The 17,308-nt window shown below is 71.2% G+C and carries 19 protein-coding genes; 8 read left to right on the top strand and 11 right to left on the bottom strand.

What is annotated here, in order from left to right; all coding sequences use genetic code 11:
* The first annotated feature begins 77 nt into the window (after window positions 1–77).
* Window positions 78–593, top strand: a complete 516-nt coding sequence (locus tag ACFVYA_RS45335; RefSeq protein WP_387054217.1) for a hypothetical protein — start codon at window positions 78–80, stop codon at window positions 591–593.
* Here the strand turns inward: ACFVYA_RS45335 and ACFVYA_RS45330 are convergent, their stop codons facing one another.
* The 8 genes from ACFVYA_RS45330 to ACFVYA_RS45295 are packed head-to-tail and all read right to left on the bottom strand — an operon-like array spanning window position 594 to window position 10,502.
* The gene (locus tag ACFVYA_RS45330; RefSeq protein ID WP_387054215.1) at window positions 594–1,961 is read right to left on the bottom strand and encodes a beta-N-acetylhexosaminidase; all 1,368 of its coding nucleotides are present in this window, start codon (window positions 1,959–1,961) and stop codon (window positions 594–596) included.
* 1 nt (window position 1,962) lies between these two features.
* Window positions 1,963–2,811 carry a carbohydrate ABC transporter permease gene (locus ACFVYA_RS45325; RefSeq protein ID WP_387054213.1) on the bottom strand — a complete coding sequence of 283 codons (849 nt, stop codon included), beginning with the start codon at window positions 2,809–2,811 and terminating at the stop codon, window positions 1,963–1,965.
* On the bottom strand, window positions 2,802–3,749 hold the full coding sequence (locus tag ACFVYA_RS45320; protein ID WP_387054211.1) for a carbohydrate ABC transporter permease: 948 nt from the start codon (window positions 3,747–3,749) through the stop codon (window positions 2,802–2,804). The genes ACFVYA_RS45325 and ACFVYA_RS45320 overlap by 10 nt, the downstream gene beginning before the upstream one ends.
* Window positions 3,749–5,032: an extracellular solute-binding protein gene (locus tag ACFVYA_RS45315; protein WP_387054209.1), complete on the bottom strand. Its 1,284-nt coding sequence runs from the start codon at window positions 5,030–5,032 to the stop codon at window positions 3,749–3,751. The genes ACFVYA_RS45320 and ACFVYA_RS45315 overlap by 1 nt, the downstream gene beginning before the upstream one ends.
* 16 nt (window positions 5,033–5,048) lie before the next feature.
* Window positions 5,049–6,182, bottom strand: a complete 1,134-nt coding sequence (locus tag ACFVYA_RS45310) for a lactonase family protein (RefSeq protein ID WP_387054206.1) — start codon at window positions 6,180–6,182, stop codon at window positions 5,049–5,051.
* A 41-nt stretch (window positions 6,183–6,223) separates the two neighbouring features.
* Window positions 6,224–7,612 (bottom strand): GntP family permease, encoded by a 1,389-nt coding sequence (locus ACFVYA_RS45305; RefSeq protein WP_387054204.1) that lies wholly within the window; start codon window positions 7,610–7,612, stop codon window positions 6,224–6,226.
* Complete coding sequence (locus ACFVYA_RS45300; protein ID WP_387054202.1) at window positions 7,609–9,204, bottom strand: amidohydrolase family protein; 1,596 nt, start codon at window positions 9,202–9,204, stop codon at window positions 7,609–7,611. Before ACFVYA_RS45300 ends, ACFVYA_RS45305 begins: the two co-directional genes overlap by 4 nt.
* Window positions 9,204–10,502: an amino acid deaminase gene (locus ACFVYA_RS45295; protein WP_387054200.1), complete on the bottom strand. Its 1,299-nt coding sequence runs from the start codon at window positions 10,500–10,502 to the stop codon at window positions 9,204–9,206. The genes ACFVYA_RS45300 and ACFVYA_RS45295 overlap by 1 nt, the downstream gene beginning before the upstream one ends.
* Window positions 10,503–10,653: 151 nt before the next feature.
* On the opposite strand from ACFVYA_RS45295, the gene ACFVYA_RS45290 reads away from it, so the two are divergent.
* Genes ACFVYA_RS45290 through ACFVYA_RS45280 form a run of 3 tightly spaced genes read left to right on the top strand, consistent with a single transcriptional unit; the run spans window position 10,654 to window position 12,727 of the window.
* Window positions 10,654–11,589 carry a sugar kinase gene (locus ACFVYA_RS45290; RefSeq protein ID WP_387054219.1) on the top strand — a complete coding sequence of 312 codons (936 nt, stop codon included), beginning with the start codon at window positions 10,654–10,656 and terminating at the stop codon, window positions 11,587–11,589.
* Entirely contained in the window at window positions 11,586–12,344 is a 759-nt protein-coding gene (locus ACFVYA_RS45285; protein WP_387054198.1) for an IclR family transcriptional regulator, read from the top strand. The genes ACFVYA_RS45290 and ACFVYA_RS45285 overlap by 4 nt, the downstream gene beginning before the upstream one ends.
* On the top strand, window positions 12,344–12,727 hold the full coding sequence (locus ACFVYA_RS45280) for a RidA family protein (protein WP_364010071.1): 384 nt from the start codon (window positions 12,344–12,346) through the stop codon (window positions 12,725–12,727). The genes ACFVYA_RS45285 and ACFVYA_RS45280 overlap by 1 nt, the downstream gene beginning before the upstream one ends.
* 40 nt (window positions 12,728–12,767) lie before the next feature.
* Here ACFVYA_RS45280 and ACFVYA_RS45275 read toward each other — a convergent pair whose 3' ends face one another.
* Genes ACFVYA_RS45275 through ACFVYA_RS45265 form a run of 3 tightly spaced genes read right to left on the bottom strand, consistent with a single transcriptional unit; the run spans window position 12,768 to window position 14,812 of the window.
* Window positions 12,768–13,763 carry a 1-aminocyclopropane-1-carboxylate deaminase gene (locus ACFVYA_RS45275; RefSeq protein ID WP_387054196.1) on the bottom strand — a complete coding sequence of 332 codons (996 nt, stop codon included), beginning with the start codon at window positions 13,761–13,763 and terminating at the stop codon, window positions 12,768–12,770.
* Window positions 13,760–14,395 carry a GntR family transcriptional regulator gene (locus ACFVYA_RS45270; protein WP_387054194.1) on the bottom strand — a complete coding sequence of 212 codons (636 nt, stop codon included), beginning with the start codon at window positions 14,393–14,395 and terminating at the stop codon, window positions 13,760–13,762. Before ACFVYA_RS45270 ends, ACFVYA_RS45275 begins: the two co-directional genes overlap by 4 nt.
* Before the next feature lie 57 nt (window positions 14,396–14,452).
* Entirely contained in the window at window positions 14,453–14,812 is a 360-nt protein-coding gene (locus ACFVYA_RS45265) for a DUF1844 domain-containing protein (RefSeq protein WP_103338665.1), read from the bottom strand.
* A gap of 199 nt (window positions 14,813–15,011) precedes the next feature.
* Here ACFVYA_RS45265 and infC point away from each other — a divergent pair, with 199 nt between their 5' ends.
* From infC to ACFVYA_RS45245, 4 genes are all read left to right on the top strand, one after another.
* Window positions 15,012–15,629: a translation initiation factor IF-3 gene (infC, locus tag ACFVYA_RS45260; RefSeq protein ID WP_285993303.1), complete on the top strand. Its 618-nt coding sequence runs from the start codon at window positions 15,012–15,014 to the stop codon at window positions 15,627–15,629.
* 68 nt (window positions 15,630–15,697) lie between these two features.
* Entirely contained in the window at window positions 15,698–15,892 is a 195-nt protein-coding gene (rpmI, locus tag ACFVYA_RS45255; RefSeq protein ID WP_086840453.1) for a 50S ribosomal protein L35, read from the top strand.
* Window positions 15,893–15,959: 67 nt separating this feature from the next.
* Window positions 15,960–16,337, top strand: a complete 378-nt coding sequence (gene rplT / locus ACFVYA_RS45250) for a 50S ribosomal protein L20 (RefSeq protein ID WP_285993302.1) — start codon at window positions 15,960–15,962, stop codon at window positions 16,335–16,337.
* Window positions 16,338–16,408: 71 nt separating this feature from the next.
* On the top strand, window positions 16,409–17,149 hold the full coding sequence (locus ACFVYA_RS45245) for a TrmH family RNA methyltransferase (protein WP_387054191.1): 741 nt from the start codon (window positions 16,409–16,411) through the stop codon (window positions 17,147–17,149).
* Window positions 17,150–17,308 lie beyond the last annotated feature (159 nt).

Genomic DNA, 17,308 nt, shown 5'->3' with positions numbered 1-17,308 from the left:
GTCGGCCCGCATCCTCAAGAGCGAGGCCAAGGCCATGAAGCAGGAGAGCCAGGCCGAGGAGGCCGCTGCCGCGCCGGGTGTACGTCGAAACCGGCGAGCCGACCGGCTCGATCCCCGAGGTCCGGTGGGCGCTCGACGGCCGCCCGGCCGGAACCGGCTCCGACTTCGTCCTCGACGAGGCCCGCGGCGCGCACACGCTCACCGCGACGACCGGCGGCACGACCCTGACCTGGACGGTGGACGCCACGGGTCCGGCGACCACGGCCGAGCTACCCGAGGGCGGCGTGTACCACGGTTCGTTCACGATGCGCCTGAAGTCGCCGGACGGAATGCCGGAGTTCCGCGTCGACGGCGACGGCTGGCACAAGTACTACGGCTGGCCGACGGACCCGGCGGCGCCGTACCTGTTCACCCCGCGCGGCACGGAGATCGACGGCCTGGCGTACGGGAATCTCGGCGAGGGCGGGCTGACGGTGTCGCCGTTCTCCGAGCGCAAGCCGGGGTACGGCACGCACCGGATCGAGTACCGGTCCATCGACGCGGCCGGCAACGTCGGCCCGGTGCGCTCGGTCACGGTGACGCTGCTGCCGTGATCACCGCGGCCGGCCCGGCACCCCCGGCCGCAGCTGCCACGGGTGCGGTCCGTCCAGCGGCCGGTACTCCACGCCGAGCGCGTCCAGGCGGGGCAGGTGGTGGTCGCGCAGCCGCGGCAGGAACTCCGCGTACTCCCGCGGCCCCGCGCTCCAAGCCACCTCGGCAAACGCCGACAACCGCGGGAACGCCATGTAGTCCACCCGCCGGACGCTGTCCAGGTGTTCGCTCCACACCTGCGCCTGCACCCCCCGCAGCCGCGGGCCGCTCAGCGCCGGCTCGTACGCGTACACGTCCTCCAGCGTGTGCACCTCCCCGACCGGGATCGGCTCGCCGGGGTGCGGCGACTGCCGGTGGTCCAGGTACACGTGCTGCTCCGGGCACAGCACCACGTCGTGCCCCGCCGAAGCCGCCCGCAAGCCCGCGTCCTCGTTGCGCCAGGCGGCGATCACCATCGGCGGGAGGCCGTCGGTGTCGAGGACCTCGTCCCAGCCCATCGGGGTGCGGCCGCGGGCCACCAGGTGCCCGGCCAGCTGCCGGACGAACGCGCGGTGCTCGTCGGTCGCGCCCGGTGTCTCGTCGCCGCCCAGGGCGATCACCGGGGACGGGAAGATGTCCAGCAGGTGGTCGAACACCTGCCGGAAGAAGTCCAAAGTGGACTCCACGGGTGACAGCAGTGAAGTGCTGATGCCCCAGGCGGTCCAGACTTCGTAGGACGACGAAGTTCCCAGTGCAGGGTAGGCCGCCAGCGCCGCCCGCGCGTGGCCCGGGATGTCGATCTCCGGCACCACGGTGATGGCCCGCGAAGCGGCGTGAGCGACGATCTCGCGCAGGTCGTCGCCCGTGTAGAACCCGCCGTGCGGACGGCCGTCCTGGACACCTCCGCTGCCTGCCATCGACGACGGCCGCCAGCCGCCCACCGACGTCAGCCGCGGGAACGCCGGGACCTCGAAGCGCCAGCCCTGGTCGTCGGTGAGGTGCAGGTTCAGCACGTTCAGCTTGTGCGCGGCCAGCAGGTCGACGAACCGGAGCACCTCGGCCTTGGTCCGGAAGTGCCGGGCCACGTCGAGCAGGCACCCGCGCCAGCCGAACCGGGGATGGTCCTCGACGACCCCGCACGGCAGCGAAGAGGGCGCGAACCCGGCCACCCGGAACGCGGACGGCCCCGCGAGCTGCCGCAACGTCTCCCGCCCGTAGCACTCGCCGGCGGAATCGGCCGCCTCCAAAACCACGCCGGAGGGGGTGATCGTGAGCCGGTACCCCTCCGGCGGCAGAGAACCGGACCGAACCTCCACGGTGGCCGGCCAAGGGCACGAACCCGGCGCGGGTGTCACCGAGACCGGGCGGGGGAGCAGGGTGTCGAAAGCCATGTCAGCCCTTCACGGCGCCGGCCATGCCGGACACCAGCCGTCGTTGGACGAGGACGAAGAAGACCAGCACCGGGATCGTCATCAGCGTCGAGGAGGCCATCACCGCGCCCCAGTCGGTGTCCTCCGGCTTGAAGAACACCAGGATCGCCTGCGGCAGCGTCTGGTTCTCGGTCTTGGAGACGATGAACGTCTTGGCGAACAGGAAGTCGTTCCAGGCGTGGATGAACGCGAGTACGCTCACGGCCACCAGCCCGGGTGCCACCAGCGGGAACAGGATCTGCCAGGTGAACCGCATCCGCGACGCGCCGTCGAGCTTCGCCGCCTCTTCGAGCTCCACCGGCACCGCGGCGACGAACCCGCGCAGCATCCAGATCGCGAACGGCAGGCTGAACGCCAGGTGCACCAGCACCAGCGAACCCAGTTCGTTCAGCCCGAAGGCCGGCACGACCCCGCCGATCTGGCGCATCAGGAAGAACAGCGGGATGGTCAGCGCCTCCACCGGCACCATCTGGGCGACCAGGGTCATCACCAGCAGCACGGTCCGGCCCTTGAAGGAAAAGCGCGTCAAAGCCACCGCGGAGAGGAACGACAGCAGCAGCGACAGCGCGACGACGACCAGGGCCACCACCAGGCTGTTGACGAAGAACCGGCCGAAGCCCGACACCGTGAGGACGCGCGAAAAGCTGTCGAACGACGGGCTGAACGTCCAGAGCTTCGGGTTCGCCGTCTGGATCTCACCCGGTGGCTTCACCGCCGACAGCACCATCCAGTACAGCGGGAAGGCGACGATGCCGGCGATCACGACGGTGACGACTTCGGCGATCAGCCGGCCGGGACGTTTCACAGCCATGCGGCGCTCCGGCGCTGCGTCCGGACGTACAACCCGGTGACCGACAGCAGCAACAGCGTCATGACGACTCCGATCGCCGAGCCGAGGCCGTACTCCTGCCCGGCGAAGGCCTGCTGGTAGGCGTAGACGTTGAGGACCAGGTTGCGCCCGGCCACGCCGCCGCCGTTGGTCATCACGTAGATCTGGGTGAACACCTTGAAGTCCCAGATGATCGACTGCACGGTCGCGATCATCAGCAGCGGCCGCACCATCGGCAGCACGATCGTCCACGTCGTGCGCCACGCCGACGCGCCGTCGAGCGACGCGGCTTCGAGCACCTCGTCCGGCACGCCTTTGATGCCGGCGTACATCGTGACCAGCACGAACGGGAACGAGCACCAGATCACCTCGGCCGCGACCAGCCCGAAGGCGCCGAGCGTGCCGAAGGTCCACGAGTGGTGCTGCAGCGGCAGCCCGAGGCCCGACAACACCTCGTTGACCAGGCCGAAGTCGGTGTCGAAGAGGAACAGCCAGACGTAGGAGCCCGCGATCGCCGGTGTCGACCACGCGCCCAGCGCGGCGAGGAACAGCAGCATCCGCGGCAGCGAGCGCACCCGGCTCGCCAGCACCGCGAGCCCGGTGCCGACGATGAGCGAACCGGCGACGCAGGCCGCGGCGAACCCGACGGTCTTGCCGAGCACGGTCCAGAACTGCGCCTGGGACAGCAGGTCGGCGTAGTTCGCGAAACCGAGGAACACCAGCGGCGCGTTGCCCGCGGCCTGCGGCTGACCGTAGTCGTAGAACGAAATCAGGACCAGCTGGTAGATCGGGTAGGCCAGCAGCGCGGCGAGCAGGACGCCCGCCGGGGCGAGGTAGAGCGCGGCGGCCCGGCCGTCCCCCTTCCGCCCCGGCCGCCGCTCGGGGGCCGTGACGGAAGGGGCTTCCTGGACCGTCACCACTAGCCGAAGGCCTTGTTCATCGCGGCGGCCGCGTCCGCCAGGGCCGCCGACGGGTCCTTCCCGCCGGTGGCGATCTGCTGCACGGCCGTCGGTAGCACGTTCTGGCTGTCGATCTTCGACCACGCCGGCGTCGCCGGGACGAACTTCGTGCCCGCCTTCAGGGTGTCGACGAACGGCTTGAGGAACGGGTCGTTCGCCGCGAGCTTCTGCTGCACGCCGCTCAGCGTCGGCAGGTTCCCCATCGCGGTGTACATCTTCTCCTGGTACTTCGCGCCGCCGAGCAGCTCGACGAACTCCAGCGCCAGGCTGCGGTGCTTGCTCGCCTTGAACACGCCCAGCAGGTTGCCGCCGGCGAAGGCGGGCGCGGTGCTCCCCACTGTCGTGCCCGGGATCGGGACGACAGCGTACTTGCCCTTCACCGCACCCTGCTCGACGGCCTTGCGGTTGAAGTCGCCGCCGATGGTCATCCCGGCCTTGCCGCCGGCGAACGCCGTGACGCTCTGCGTGCCGGTCAGGTTGGCGCACTGGGCCGGCGGGCAGATGTCGTCCTTGAGCAGGTTCGCGTACTGGGTGACCCCGGCCTTGGCTTGCTCGCCGGTGACGGTCGACGTCCACTTGCCGCCGTTGTCCTGCGCCAGCTCCCCGCCGTTGGCCCAGAGGAAGGGCAGCATCGCGTAGGTGTACTTGCCGCCGACGGCGATGCCGTAGAGGTCCGGTTTGGCGGCGCGGATCCGGCGGGCGGTGTCGGTCAGCTCGGCCAGCGTGGCCGGCGGCTTCAGGCCGAGCTCGGTGAAGACGTCGGTGCGGTAGTACAACGCGCGGATGCCGGTGTACCAGGGCAGCCCGTAGGTCTGGCCGCCGGACTTCGCGGTGTCCAGCACGGTCGGGATGAGGTCCTTGCCCTCGGGCCACGCCGCGAGGTCGCCGGTCAGGTCGGCCAGCGCCCCGGTGGCCGCGTAGTTCGAGACGTCGGTGTTGCCGAACTCGGCGACGTCCGGGGCGTTGGCCGGGTCGTTGAAGGCACCGGAGAACTTGTCGGCGCGGCCTTCGACCGGCACCCACTGGACGTCGACCTCGACGCCGGCGTGGGCCGCCTTGAACTCGGCGATGGCTTCCTTGACCGCGGCCTCCTTCGGGGCGCGGCTGGCCTCGTCGAACAGCCAGACGCGGACGGTGCCGGTCTTGTCGTCCCCGCCGCCGCCCGCGGGGGCGGACTGGGTGGGCGCGCAGCCGGCCAGGAGGGCCAGCCCGGCGACGACGGGCAGGGTGCGGCGCAGTCTCATGGGGAACCTCACGGGGTCAGGCGAAGTAAACGGAGTTGACGCTGCCGACGGCCAGTTGTCCGGCGGCCGCGCCGGGCAGGCCGGTGGCCGGGTCACGCGGCAGCCAGGTGACGGTGCCGGAGCGCTGGTTCGAGACGTAGAACCAGCTTTCGGCCGGGTCGAGGGCCACGTGCCGCGGCCAGTTGCCGCCGGTCGGCACGCTCGACACCAGCTTCAGCGTCGCGCCGCCGCCGGAGACGGCGAACGTGGCCAGGGTGTTCGGGCCGCGGACGGTCGCGTGGACGAACTTCCCGTCGTTCGACACGACGATCTCGCCCGGGAACTGGTCACCGGTGCTCCCGGCGGGCACGGCCGGGACGACGGAGAGCGCTTTCAGCTTCCCCGCCGCCGCGTCCCAGCTCGCCACCGTCACCTCCGCCCGCAGCTCGCCCAGGATGTAGGCGAACTTCCCGGTGCGGTCGAACGCGAGGTGCCGCGGCCCGGCGCCGGACGGCAGCTTCAGCTGCTGGTGCAGCGAAAGCTTCCCGGCGGCGAAGCCGTAGACGTACACCGAGTCGGCGCCCAGGTCGACCGCCAGGACCCAGCGGCCGGTCGGGTCGTTGACGACCTGGTGGGCGTGCGCGTCCCGCTCGGCGCCGTGGTGGGTGACGAGGTCCGTGGCCGCGCCGAGCTTGCCACCGGCCTGGATCGGCAACACGACGACGCTGCCCGAACTGTAGTTCGCGGCCAGCACGTACTTCCCGCTCGAATGCACGCTCAGGTGCGTCGGCGCGCCGCCCTTCGACGAGACCTTGTTCAGCAGCTTCGGTTTCACCGGGTCGGCGAGGCTCAACGCCGAGACGTACCCGGACGGGTCGCCTTCGTTGGTGACGTACAGCGTCTTGCCGTCGGCGCTGCGGTCGAACCACGACGTGTCGGTGATCCCCGGGATGGTGCGGACCGGGGACAGCGCCGCGCCCGAACGGGTGGCGACGTCGAGGCCGTGCCCGGTCGCCCCGGTGGTGTAGCTGCCGATGTACACGGTTGTGCCGGCGAAGCAGCCCTTCTCCGTGGTGGCCGCGCCGGCGACCTGCGCACCGAGAACGGTGGCGGCGCCCGCGCCGGCCGCGGCACCGAGGAACGTACGACGGGAAAGTCCGGTCATCGTCATTGTCTCCCAACGGGTTTCGGCGGCGACAGCTCCAGTATGGTCTAGACCACGGCCATGAGCAATGCCGAAGCCGCGAAACCGGAAAGGGAAAGCACGGTTTCCAGCGCCGTCCAGGACTTGAGCGTCTGCGGCACGGTGAGGTTGAAGTACCGCGAGACGATCCAGAAGCCGCCGTCGTTGACGTGCGAGGCGATGATCGAGCCGGCCGAAATCGCCATCACGAGCAGCGCCAGCTGGATCTGCGAATAGCCGAGCTGGGCCACGGTCGGGGCGATGATCCCGCTCGTGGTGACGATGGCGACGGTCGCCGAACCCTGTGCGATCCGCATGCCGCAGCTGATGACGTAGGCCGCGAGCAGTACCGGCAGCCCGGCGTCGTGCAGCGAGTCGGCCACGGCCTTGCCGATCCCGGTCGCCGAGAGCACCGCGCCGAAGAACGCGCCCGCGCCGACGACCAGCAGGATCATCGCCACCGGCCGCAGCGACTTCGCGGCCAGCTCGTTGAGGTCCTTGCCGGTGAACCCGCGGCGCAGGCCCAGCAGCCACGACGCGAGCAGGACGGCGACGGTCAGCGCGACGGCCGGGGTGCCGATGAACGCGGCGACACCGGCGAGCGCGGAGCCCTTCGGCAGCCAGATGCTGCCGAACGTGCCGGCCAGGATGAGCACCAGCGGCACCGCGATGATGGCCGCGACCAGCCCGAGCGACGGCGGGTTCTCCTCGCGCTCGCCCTCCTCCTCGGCGAACACCATGTCCTCGGGCACGTCGACCACGATGCGCTTGCCGATCCACGTCGAGTAGAGCACGCCGCCGACGAGGAACGCGGGAATGCCGCAGGCCAGGCCCATCAGGATGATCCAGCCGAGCTCGACGTGCAGCAGCCCGGCCGCGGCCACCGGGCCCGGGTGCGGCGGCAGGAAGGCGTGCGTGATCGACAGGCCGGCCAGCAGCGGCATCGCGTACAGCACCAGGGACTTGCCGCCCTGCTTCGCGGCGACGTAGACCAGTGGGGCCAGCACGAAGATGCCGATGTCGAAGAACACCGGGATGCCGAAGACGAACCCGGCGACCCCCATGGCCAGCGGCGCGCGCTTCTCGCCGAACGACCGCAGCAGTGCCCCGGTCAGCACCTTCGCGCCGCCCGAGCGTTCCAGGATCGACCCGAGGATCGTGCCCAGGCCGATGATCGCCGTGATGTGCCCCAGGATGCTGCCGAACCCCTTTTCCAGCAGGGAGTCCGACGCCTTCTGGGCCGACCCGACGATGGTGCCGACCGGCAGGCCCGCGGCCAGCGCCGTCAGCAGGCCGACGACGATCAGCGCGATGAAGGGCTCCAGCTTCAGCTTGATGATCAGCACCAGCAGGACGGCGATCGAGACGGCGGCGAGCGTGAGCAGCCCGCCGGTGGTGTGTTGCAGCCAGTGGATCATCGGGTTCTCCCGGGATTGCGCAGGGAACCACCGGCGAGGGCGCCGGTGGGACGACCGTCGTCGAGGGCGGCGACGCCGTTGACGAACACGTGGGTGAGGCCCGTGGCGGGTTGCCGCGGGTCTTCGAAGGTGGCGGTGTCGGCGATCGTTTCGGGGTCGAACAGCACCAGGTCCGCGGCGTACCCGGCGCGGACGAGCCCGCGGTCGGCCAGCCGCAGCCGCCGCGCGGCCCGCCCGGTCAGGTGGGCGACGCACTCGGCGACGTCCAGCACGCCCAGTTCGCGGACGTACCGGGCGAGATAACGCGGGAAAGTGCCCCACGCGCGCGGGTGCGGCCGCGCGCCGACGAGCAGGCCGTCGCTGCCGCCGGTGTGCGTGGAGTGCCGCATGATGGCCTGGACGTTCTCCTCGTGCCCGACGTGCATCAGGCACGACGTCCCGAGCCGTTCGTCGAGCAGGGTGTCGAAGTACAGCTTCGCGGGCTCCGTGCCTTCCCGGCGGGCCGACGCGGCGACGCTGTGCCCGACGAGGTGCGCGTTGCGGTCGTGGCGGACACCGTTGATTTCGATGGCCTCCCAGTCGATCGGCACGCCGTGCGCACCGTCCGAACCAGACTCCTCGATCTCGGCGCGGATCCGCTCGCGTTCGTCCACATCGGACAACCGGGCGAGGGTCGCGGCCAGCCCGCCTTCGGTGGCCCAGCTCGGCAGCAGCGCCGAGAGGTAGGTCGCGCCGGGCAGGTACGGGTAGGTGTCCAGGGAGATGTCGCAGCCGTCGTCGAGCGCGTCGTCCAGCAGCTTCAGCAGCTCGGGCGCCTTGCCCTTGTTGACCGAGAAGTTCATCGTCGCGTGGGCCAGGTGCAGGGGACAGCCGGAGCGCCGCGAGACGTCGATCATCTCGGCGAACGCCTCCAGCGCGCCCTTGCCGTAGCTGCGGTGGTGCGGGCTGTAGAACCCGCCCAGCTCGCCGACGACCCGGCACAGCTCGACCAGCTCGCCGGTCTCCGCGTACATCCCCGGCGTGTAGGTGAGGCCGGACGACATCCCCATCGCGCCTTCGTGGAGGCCGGTCGCGACCAGTTCCTTCATCCGGGCCAGCTCGGCGTCCGTGGCGGGCCGGTCGTCCCAGCCGACGGCGAGCATCCGGACCGTGCCCTGCGGCACCAGGTAGGCGGCGTTGACGGCGATGCCCCGGTCGAGCCGGTCGAGGTACTCGCCGACCGAGCGCCAGTTCCAGTCGAACCCCGGCGGGTCGTCGTTCCAGCCCGCGAGCTGCTGCCGCAGCGCTTCGAGCACGACGTCGTCGACGGGCGCGTACGACAGCCCGTCCTGGCCGAGCACCTCGGTCGTCACCCCCTGGGTGATCTTCGCCGGGTGGTCCGGGTTGGCCAGCAGCTGCAGGTCCGAGTGCGAGTGCATGTCGATGAAGCCGGGCGCGAGCACCAGGCCGTCGGCGTCGATGGTCCGGCGCCCGGCCAGCGACCCCGCCTCGGCGACACTGGCGATCCTGGCTCCGGTGATCCCGACGTCGTGCCGCGTGATCGCGTCGCCGGTCCCGTCGGCCACCAGGGCGCCCCGCAGGACGAGGTCCATCAGAACCACGTCCGGACGTAGTCGACGACGGTCTCGCCGTCGGCCGCGGTCACCGGCAGCAGCGGCCACTTGTCGAACACCGTGCACGGGTGGGAGAGCCCGAGCCCGATCCAGTCGCCGACCTCGACCGGCGACCCCGGCGGCAGCGCGAGGAAGGCGTGCTGGTCGTTCAGCTTCGTGACCGCGTGGCCGTCGAGGGGTTCGGCGGGCCCGTCCGGGGTGCGGCGCAGCTGCGGCTCGGGCAGGCCCTCGTCGAAGGACGCGTCGCGCTTGCCGATGGTGAGCAGCGCGAGCTCGTCCGACGGCTTCGACGTCACCTGCGCCCACGCCCGCAGCGCGGGCCGGAACGAGTCGACGCCGTCGATGCGCGGGTGGTCGCCGAGCGGGGAGATCTCGCGGTAGAACCCGTCGTCGTGGGTGAGGTAGGCGCCGCTGCGCAGCACCGGCAGCACGTCGAGGCTGTCCGGCCACGGCTTCGTCAGCTCGTTCGCCACCTGGTCGAAGTAGGCACTCCCGCCGGCGGTGACCACGATCTGCCCGTCGAGGAGTCCCTGGCCCGCGAACGAGATCGCCAGGTCCCGCAGACCGTCCACATAGGAGCTGATCTTGGCGAGGGCGGCTTCGTCGGTGCCGTGGGACAGCGCCCCTTCGTACCCGCCGGTGCCCCGCAGCCGCAGCACCGGGCTCGCCTGGATCGCCTCGGCGACCGCCAGCGCGGTCGCGGTGTCGCGGACGCCGGTGCGGCCGCCGTCGGCGCCCAGTTCGACCAGGACGTCCACCGGGCGCGCGGAGCCTTCCAGGGCCGCGGTCATCAGCTCGACGCCGCGGACGGAGTCGACCCAGCAGAAGAACTCGAAGCCCGGGTCGGCCGCCAGCTCGGCGGCCAGCCAGCGCAGGCCGGCCGGGTCGAGGAGCTGGTTGGCCAGCAGGATCCGGGACACCCCGAAGGCGCGGTAGATCCGGAGGTGACCGGCGTTCGCGCAGGTCACGCCCCACGCGCCGTGCTCGATCTGGCGTGCGAACAGCTGCGGTGCCATGGTCGTCTTGCCGTGGGGGGCGAGCACGACGCCGCGGGCGGCGCACCAGGCGGCCATCGTGCGCAGGTTGTGTTCGAGTGCTTCGTCGTCGAGGACGACGAAGGGGCCGAAGAACCCGTCGCTGAACAGGTTCAGCCGGCGGTCCGCGGCCTCTTGCAGGGTGAGCCCGGTCAGGGCGGGCGCGGCGGAACGGAAGCGCCAGTCGACGCGCTCTTGGCGGAGGGCGTCGAGCGCGGCGGGGTCCATCAGGCAACGATTCATCGGCGGCGACCTCTGTTGCGTATGTTGCAACGACTGTTGCGCATTTTGAGTGCCATAGGTGTAGCATCCGGGTCGCCACAGGTCAACGGGGTCAAGGGCAGGGAGACGGAAAGTGACGAGCGGGCCCGAGGTGTTGTGCGTGGGCGAGTCGATGGCGCTGTTCGTGCCCGCCGAACCCGGCCCGCCGGACGAGGTGAAGCACTGGGTGCGCACCATCGGCGGCGCCGAATCGAACGTGGCCTGCAACCTGCCGACGCTGGGCGTGCGCAGCGGCTGGGTGAGCGCGGTCGGGGACGACCCGTTCGGCCGGGCGATGCTGCGGGAGGTCGCCTCCCACGGCGTCGACGTCAGCGCGTGTTCCGTCGACCCGCTGCGCCCGACCGGGCTCTACGTCAAGGAAAGCGGCGTCGGCGGCAGTCCCGTGCGCTACTACCGGACGGGCTCGGCCGCGTCCGGGATGGGCCCGTCGCTGCTGGACCGGCTGGACCTCGACGGCGTCCGCGTGCTGCACCTGTCGGGCATCACGCCCGCGCTGTCGGACAGCTGCCTCGCGCTGGTGCGCGCCCTGCTGGAGCTGCCCCGCGGCGACCGGCTGATCTCCTTCGACGTCAACCTGCGGCCGGCGTTGTGGGCCGGCCGTGACCCCGGCCTGCTCGCCGACCTGGCCGGGCGGGCGGACATCGTCCTGACCGGCGACGACGAGGCCCAGCAGGTGTGGGGGACCGGCGATCCGGCGGAACTGCGCGCGCTGCTGCCGGGGCCGCGCACGCTCGTGGTCAAGCACGGTGAGCGCGGTGCGACGCTGGTCGAGGGGGAGCCGTTGTTCGCGCCCGCGCTGAAGGTCGACGTCGTCGAGCCGGTCGGCGCCGGCGACGCGTTCGCCGCCGGGTTCCTGGCGGCCACCCTGCGGGGCGCCACGCCACTGGAACGGCTGCGGCAGGGCCACCTGCAGGCCGCCGTCACCCTGCTGACCCACGACGACGTCGGCGTGCCGCTGCCGCCCGAGGTCGTGGATACCCTGCTCCACGCGGACCCGGACGAGTGGCGTTCGGCCCGGCTGACCGGAGAGGGCGTGGTGCTCGCATGAGTCAAAGCCTGGACCGCGCGCTGACGCTGCTGGGTTCGATCGCGCAGGACGCGCGGACCCTCGACGACCTCGCCGACGAGATCGGCGTGCACAAGTCGACGGTGCTGCGGCTGCTGCGCACCCTCGAACAGCACCACTTCGTCCGCCGCGAAGGCGCCCGCCACTACCGGCTGGGCAGCGCCATGTTCGACCTGGCCAACCAGGCCCTGGACTCCTTCGACGTCCGGCGCAGCGCCCACCCCGCGCTCGCCGCCCTCAACGCGCGCACCGGGCACACCGTGCACCTGGCCAGCTACGAGGACGGCGAAGTCGTCTACATCGACAAGTTCGAAGGCCGGCACTCGGTGCGGATGTACTCGCGCATCGGCAAGCGCGCGCCGCTGCACTGCACCGCGGTGGGGAAGGTGCTGGTCGCCGCCATGCCCGCGGCCCGCCGCGAGGAGATCGCGCGGTCGATCGAGTACCCGGTGCGGACGCCGAACACGATCACCGGCCCCGAGGCCTACCTCGCCGAGCTGGAGCGCGTGGCGCAGCTCGGGTACGCCGTCGACAACGCCGAACACGAGGACTTCATCCACTGCATCGCGGCGCCGGTGCGGGGCACGGGCGGCGAAGTCCTCGCCGCCGCGTCGATGTCGGTGCCGAAGGTGCTGCTCGACTACGAAGGCCTGCTGGCGCTGGTGCCGGAGCTGCGGGCCGCCACGAAGGAAGCTTCCGTCCACAGTGGATGGACGGAGAACGGAAAGGGGCACTGATGAGCAAGACGGCAGTTTCCACCGAGAACGCGCCGAAGCCGCCGGCGAAGTTCTCGCAGGCCGTCCGCAAGGGGAACCTGCTGCAGGTCGCCGGCCAGGTCGCCTTCGACCCGGCCACGAACGAGATCGTCGGTGACGACGTCGCGGGCCAGACCCGGCAGACGTTCAAGAACATCGAAGCCGTGCTGACGGCGGCGGGCTCGAGCCTCGCCGACGCGATCATGGTCCGGGTGTACCTGACCGACACCGCGCACTTCGCGCCGTTCAACGAGGTGTACGACGAGCTGATCGGCGACGCGCCGCAGCCCGCCCGCACGACGGTGTACGTCGGCCTCCCGGGCGAGCTCCTCGTCGAGATCGACGTGCTCTGCGTGCTGGACTGAGGTTCGCCGGGGCCGGGTTCGTGCCCGGCCCCGGGTGCGCTCAGCCCAGGACGCTCGTGTAGCCGTTGAGCGCGGGCTGCCCGCCGAGGTGGGCGTACAGGACGTTCGAGCCGCGCTCGATCTCGCCGCTCCCGACGAGGTCGATCAGCGCGGCCATCGACTTGCCCTCGTACACCGGGTCGGTGATCATGCCCTCCAGCCGGGCGCACGTCTCGATCGCATCCACAGTGGACTTGTCGGGGATGCCGTAGACCCCGCCGTGGTAGCGGTCGTCCAGCTCGACCTCCGCGATCTCGCCGGCGCCGATCAGCTCGGCGGTGTTGCGCGCGATGCGCGTGATTTGCTCGCGGGTCTCGCCGGGCTTCGCGGAGGCGTCGATGCCGAGGATGCGCCGGTTCTGGTGGCCGGCCACCCCGGCGACCATGCCACCCTGGGTGCTGCCGGTGACCGAGCAGACGATCACGGTGTCGAAGAAGACGCCGAGTTCCTTCTCCTGCTGTTCCAGCTCCACGACCCAGTTCGCGAAGCCGAGGCCGCCGAGCCGGTGGTCCGACGCGCCGGCCGGAATGGCGTACGGCTTCCCGCCGTTCTGTTCGATCTCGGCGACCGCGTCCTCCCACGCCCGCTTGAACCCGATGCCGAAGCCGGCCCGGACGAGCCGGACGTCCGCGCCGAGGATGCGCGAGAGCTGGATGTTGCCGACCTTGTCGTAGAGCGGGTCGTGCCAGTCGACCCAGCTTTCCTGCACGAGCACGGCCTTCAGCCCGGCGCGCGCGGCGGCCGCGGCGACCTGCCGGGTGTGGTTGGACTGGACGCCGCCGATGGAGACGAGCGTGTCGGCTCCCTGCGCCAGCGCGTCGGCGACGAGGTATTCGAGCTTGCGGGTCTTGTTGCCCCCGTAGGCGAGGCCGGAGTTGACGTCCTCGCGCTTGGCCCAGACCTGCGCGCCGCCGAGGTGCGCGGTGAGGCGCTCGAGCGGGTGCACCGGCGACGGACCGAAGAGCAGCGGGAAGCGCGGGAAGGCGTCGAGGGTCACAGTTCCTCCAGCAGGTCGGTCCAGATGGTCGAGATCACCGAGACGGCGGTTTCGGTGTCCCGCTTCTCGAGGGCGTCGATGAGCTTCGTGTGGCGCTCGACCGAGTTCCAGGCCAGCGTCGAGCTGAACCGGGCGTGTTCCAGGCGGCGCAGCAGGGGCGTGTAGCGGTCGAGAGTCGCGGCCACCGCGGCGTTGCCCGCCAGGCGGACCGGGACGTCGTGCAGCTCGTCGTCCGCTTTCACGGCGGCGGCGATGTCGCGCGCTTCGATCGCCGCGGCGAAGCGGTCGTTGGCCGCGCGCATCGCGGCGATGTCGGCCGGCCGGCAGCGGGGTGCCGCCTGGCGGACGGCGAACTCGTGCAGCAACCGGACGATCTGGCGGGCGTCGATGACGTCGGGCGACATCACCTCGGAGACCCGGGTGTAGCTCTGGGGCTTGGAGTCGACCAGGCCGTCGTCGGCCAGGCGCAGCAGGGCCTGGCGCACCGGGGCCTTGGACAGGCCGAGCTGCTCGGCGAGGTCGGCGTCCCGGAGCGGGGCGCCCGGGGGCAGCGTGCCGTCGACGATCGCGGTCCGGATGCGGTCGTACGCCTCGTCGCGCAGGAGCGGCCGAGTGACCTTCGAGAGACTCACATCTAACATGTTAGATGTCGGGAGACTCGCTCGGCAAGTAGCCGAGCGAGTGAAAGGTCAGTAGACGGGGCCGGTGTACTTTTCGCCGGGGCCCTGCCCGGGCTCGTCGGGCACGGCCGACGCCTCCCGGAACGCCTTCTGGAGCGACTGCAGGCCGTCGCGCAGCGGCCCGGCGTGCAGGCCCAGGTACTCCGCGGAGGCCGTCACGAGCCCGGCCAGCGCGGTGATCAGGCGGCGCGCTTCGTCGAGGTCGCGGTGCGGGGAGGTGGCGGGGTCGGCGTCGGCCAGGCCGAGCCGTTCGGCGCCGGCTGAGAGCAGCATGACGGCGGCGCGGCTGATCACCTCCACGCTGGGGATGTCCTCCAGGTGGCGCGCGTCCGGGGAATACGGGGGCTGTTGGGAAGGTTGTTCCGACACGTCTGGTACCCTTCCACGAGCGACCAGCCCCCGAGCGATCGGGGGCGGCAAGTGGAGCCCCGCTCCCACCCGCGTCACCGTACAGGTGGCCGGGTCCGGTCTCACCCGGACGTGAAGTCCGAGTGAAGAAGTGTCCTCCGGGGCACGATCGGAAACAGAGTGGGCCCCGCGCACCGAACGGTGTCGGGGCCTTCGCTATGTGGGCACCAGGTCGAACGAGAACAGGAAACATTCCTCGGACCAAGGAGGCCCCATCAGCTCCGAGACACGCATCAACGACCGAATCCGGGTGCCGGAGGTCCGTCTCGTCGGACCCGCCGGCGAACAGGTCGGCATCGTCCGGATCGAGGATGCGCTGCGCCTGGCGCAGGAGAACGACCTCGACCTCGTCGAGGTCGCGCCGCAGGCCCGCCCGCCGGTGTGCAAGCTCATGGACTTCGGCAAGTTCAAGTACGAGAGCGCGCAGAAGGCCCGCGAGTCGCGTCGGAACCAGCAGCTGACCGTCATCAAGGAACAGAAGCTGCGCCCCAAGATCGACCAGCACGACTACGAGACCAAGAAGGGTCACGTGTCGCGCTTCCTGGCGGCGGGCAACAAGGTCAAGGTCACGATCATGTTCCGCGGTCGCGAGCAGTCCCGGCCGGAGCTCGGCTACCGGCTGCTGCAGAAGCTCGCCGAGGACGTCACCGAACTGGGTTTCGTCGAGTCTTCGGCGAAGCAGGACGGTCGCAACATGATCATGGTGCTGGCCCCGCACAAGAACGTGAAGCCGAAGGCGAAGGCCGAGGCGGCCCCCGAGCCGACTTCCGAGGCATAAGCGCCGACCAGCACGAGCCAGCGGCTCACCGGAATCTCCGGTGAGCCGCCGCACGAAAGAGGACAGAAATGCCGAAGATGAAGACCCACAGCGGGACGTCCAAGCGCATCCGCAAGACGGGGACGGGCAAGCTGCGCCGCCAGATGACCGGCCGGCGTCACCGCATGGAGAAGAAGTCCAGCCGCGTGACCCGCCGCCTCGAGGGCACCACCGAGGTGTCCAAGACCGAGGTCAGCCGCGTGAAGCGCCTGCTCGGCATCTGATCCCGCAGAACTTGCTGTAACCACCCGGGGCGTCCCCCTCGCCCCCTGAGATCGACAGGATGGACCCGTGGCACGCGTCAAGCGGGCGGTCAACGCCCAGAAGAAGCGTCGCGCAACTCTCGAACTGGCCAGCGGCTACCGCGGCCAGCGTTCGCGGCTGTACCGCAAGGCCAAGGAGCAGACGCTTCACTCGCTCAACTACGCCTACCGGGACCGCCGTGCCCGCAAGGGTGACTTCCGCCAGCTGTGGATCACCCGCATCAACGCGGCCGCCCGGGCCAACGGCGTGACCTACAACCGGTTCATCCAGGGCATCAAGGCCGCGGGTGTCGAGGTCGACCGCAAGATCCTCGCGGACCTGGCCGTCAACGACGCCGCCGCCTTCGCCGCGCTGGCCGAGCTCGCCAAGGCCAACGTCAACACCGGCGAAGCGAAGTCGGCCTGACCGGCAGCTTTCCACGACCCGGGGCGGATCCGTTCACCGAACGGACCCCCCGGGTCGTTGCTGCGCGCAAATTGACCCGGCGCGCGGAACGCGACAGGACCGGCCGGTTCCTGGCCGAAGGCGCCAACGCCGTCGAGGCCGCGCTGGCGGACGGCACGGTGCACGAGCTGTTCGTCACCGCGCGCGCGTCCGCCCAGCACGCGAACCTGGTGGACGCGGCCCGCGCGGCCGGCGTCGGAGTCTCGCCGATCACCGACCGCGCCGCCGAGGGGCTGTCGGAAACCGTGACGCCGCAGGGCATCGTGGCCGTCTGCGCCCTGCTGGACCGGCCCCTCGAAGAGGCCGTGACCCCGGGCGCCCGGCTCGTGGTGGTGCTGGTGGACGTCGCCGATCCCGGCAACGCGGGCACGGTGATCCGCGTCGCCGACGCGGCGGGTGCCGACGCGGTGGTCCTGGCGGGCGACACGGTCGACCCGCACAACGGCAAGTGCGTCCGCGCGGCCGCCGGCAGCCTGTTCCACCTGCCGATCGCGCGTGTCCGCGACGTCCCGGCCGCGCTGGCCGCCTGCTCGGCCGCGGGCCTGCGGACGTTCGCCGCCCACGGCTACGCCGACGCCGAGCTCGATCGGGTGGACCTCGCCGTGCCGACGGCGTGGGTGTTCGGCAACGAGGCCCACGGCCTGCCCGACGACGTCCTCGACCGGGCCGACCTCGCGGTCCGGATCCCGATGTACGGCCGCGCGGAGAGCCTCAACCTCGCCACCGCGGCGGCCGTCTGCGTCTACACGAGCGCGCTGGCGGCACGCCGCTGACCAGCGGCCTGCCCCCTCGTTTCGGGATGCGCCGCGATCTTCAGCACCGCCGCGCCGGAGCCGGCGGAGCGGTGCCCGGCGCGCTCGGGCCGGCCGCTTCGCCGAGGCGTTCCCGGCCCGGTGACCGCGGGTCCGCGCGCCCCCGGGGCGACCGGGGGC

This window comes from Amycolatopsis sp. NPDC058278 (assembly GCF_042881395.1).
GTDB lineage: Bacteria > Actinomycetota > Actinomycetes > Mycobacteriales > Pseudonocardiaceae > Amycolatopsis.
Note: the sequence above shows the minus strand (reverse complement) of the source record. Positions and strands in the feature narration are given on the sequence as shown.

What these genes read in the sequence shown, in the direction of transcription:
- ACFVYA_RS45330 (WP_387054215.1), bottom strand. Translation starts at nt 1,961, where the DNA reads ATGGCTTTCGACACCCTGCTCCCCCGCCCGGTCTCGGTGACACCCGCG.
- ACFVYA_RS45325 (WP_387054213.1), bottom strand. Translation starts at nt 2,811, where the DNA reads ATGGCTGTGAAACGTCCCGGCCGGCTGATCGCCGAAGTCGTCACCGTC.
- ACFVYA_RS45315 (WP_387054209.1), bottom strand. Translation starts at nt 5,032, where the DNA reads ATGAGACTGCGCCGCACCCTGCCCGTCGTCGCCGGGCTGGCCCTCCTG.
- ACFVYA_RS45310 (WP_387054206.1), bottom strand. Translation starts at nt 6,182, where the DNA reads ATGACGATGACCGGACTTTCCCGTCGTACGTTCCTCGGTGCCGCGGCC.
- ACFVYA_RS45305 (WP_387054204.1), bottom strand. Translation starts at nt 7,612, where the DNA reads ATGATCCACTGGCTGCAACACACCACCGGCGGGCTGCTCACGCTCGCC.
- ACFVYA_RS45300 (WP_387054202.1), bottom strand. Translation starts at nt 9,204, where the DNA reads ATGGACCTCGTCCTGCGGGGCGCCCTGGTGGCCGACGGGACCGGCGAC.
- ACFVYA_RS45295 (WP_387054200.1), bottom strand. Translation starts at nt 10,502, where the DNA reads ATGAATCGTTGCCTGATGGACCCCGCCGCGCTCGACGCCCTCCGCCAA.
- ACFVYA_RS45290 (WP_387054219.1), top strand. Translation starts at nt 10,654, where the DNA reads ATGGCGCTGTTCGTGCCCGCCGAACCCGGCCCGCCGGACGAGGTGAAG.
- ACFVYA_RS45285 (WP_387054198.1), top strand. Translation starts at nt 11,586, where the DNA reads ATGAGTCAAAGCCTGGACCGCGCGCTGACGCTGCTGGGTTCGATCGCG.
- ACFVYA_RS45280 (WP_364010071.1), top strand. Translation starts at nt 12,344, where the DNA reads ATGAGCAAGACGGCAGTTTCCACCGAGAACGCGCCGAAGCCGCCGGCG.
- rpmI (WP_086840453.1), top strand. Translation starts at nt 15,698, where the DNA reads ATGCCGAAGATGAAGACCCACAGCGGGACGTCCAAGCGCATCCGCAAG.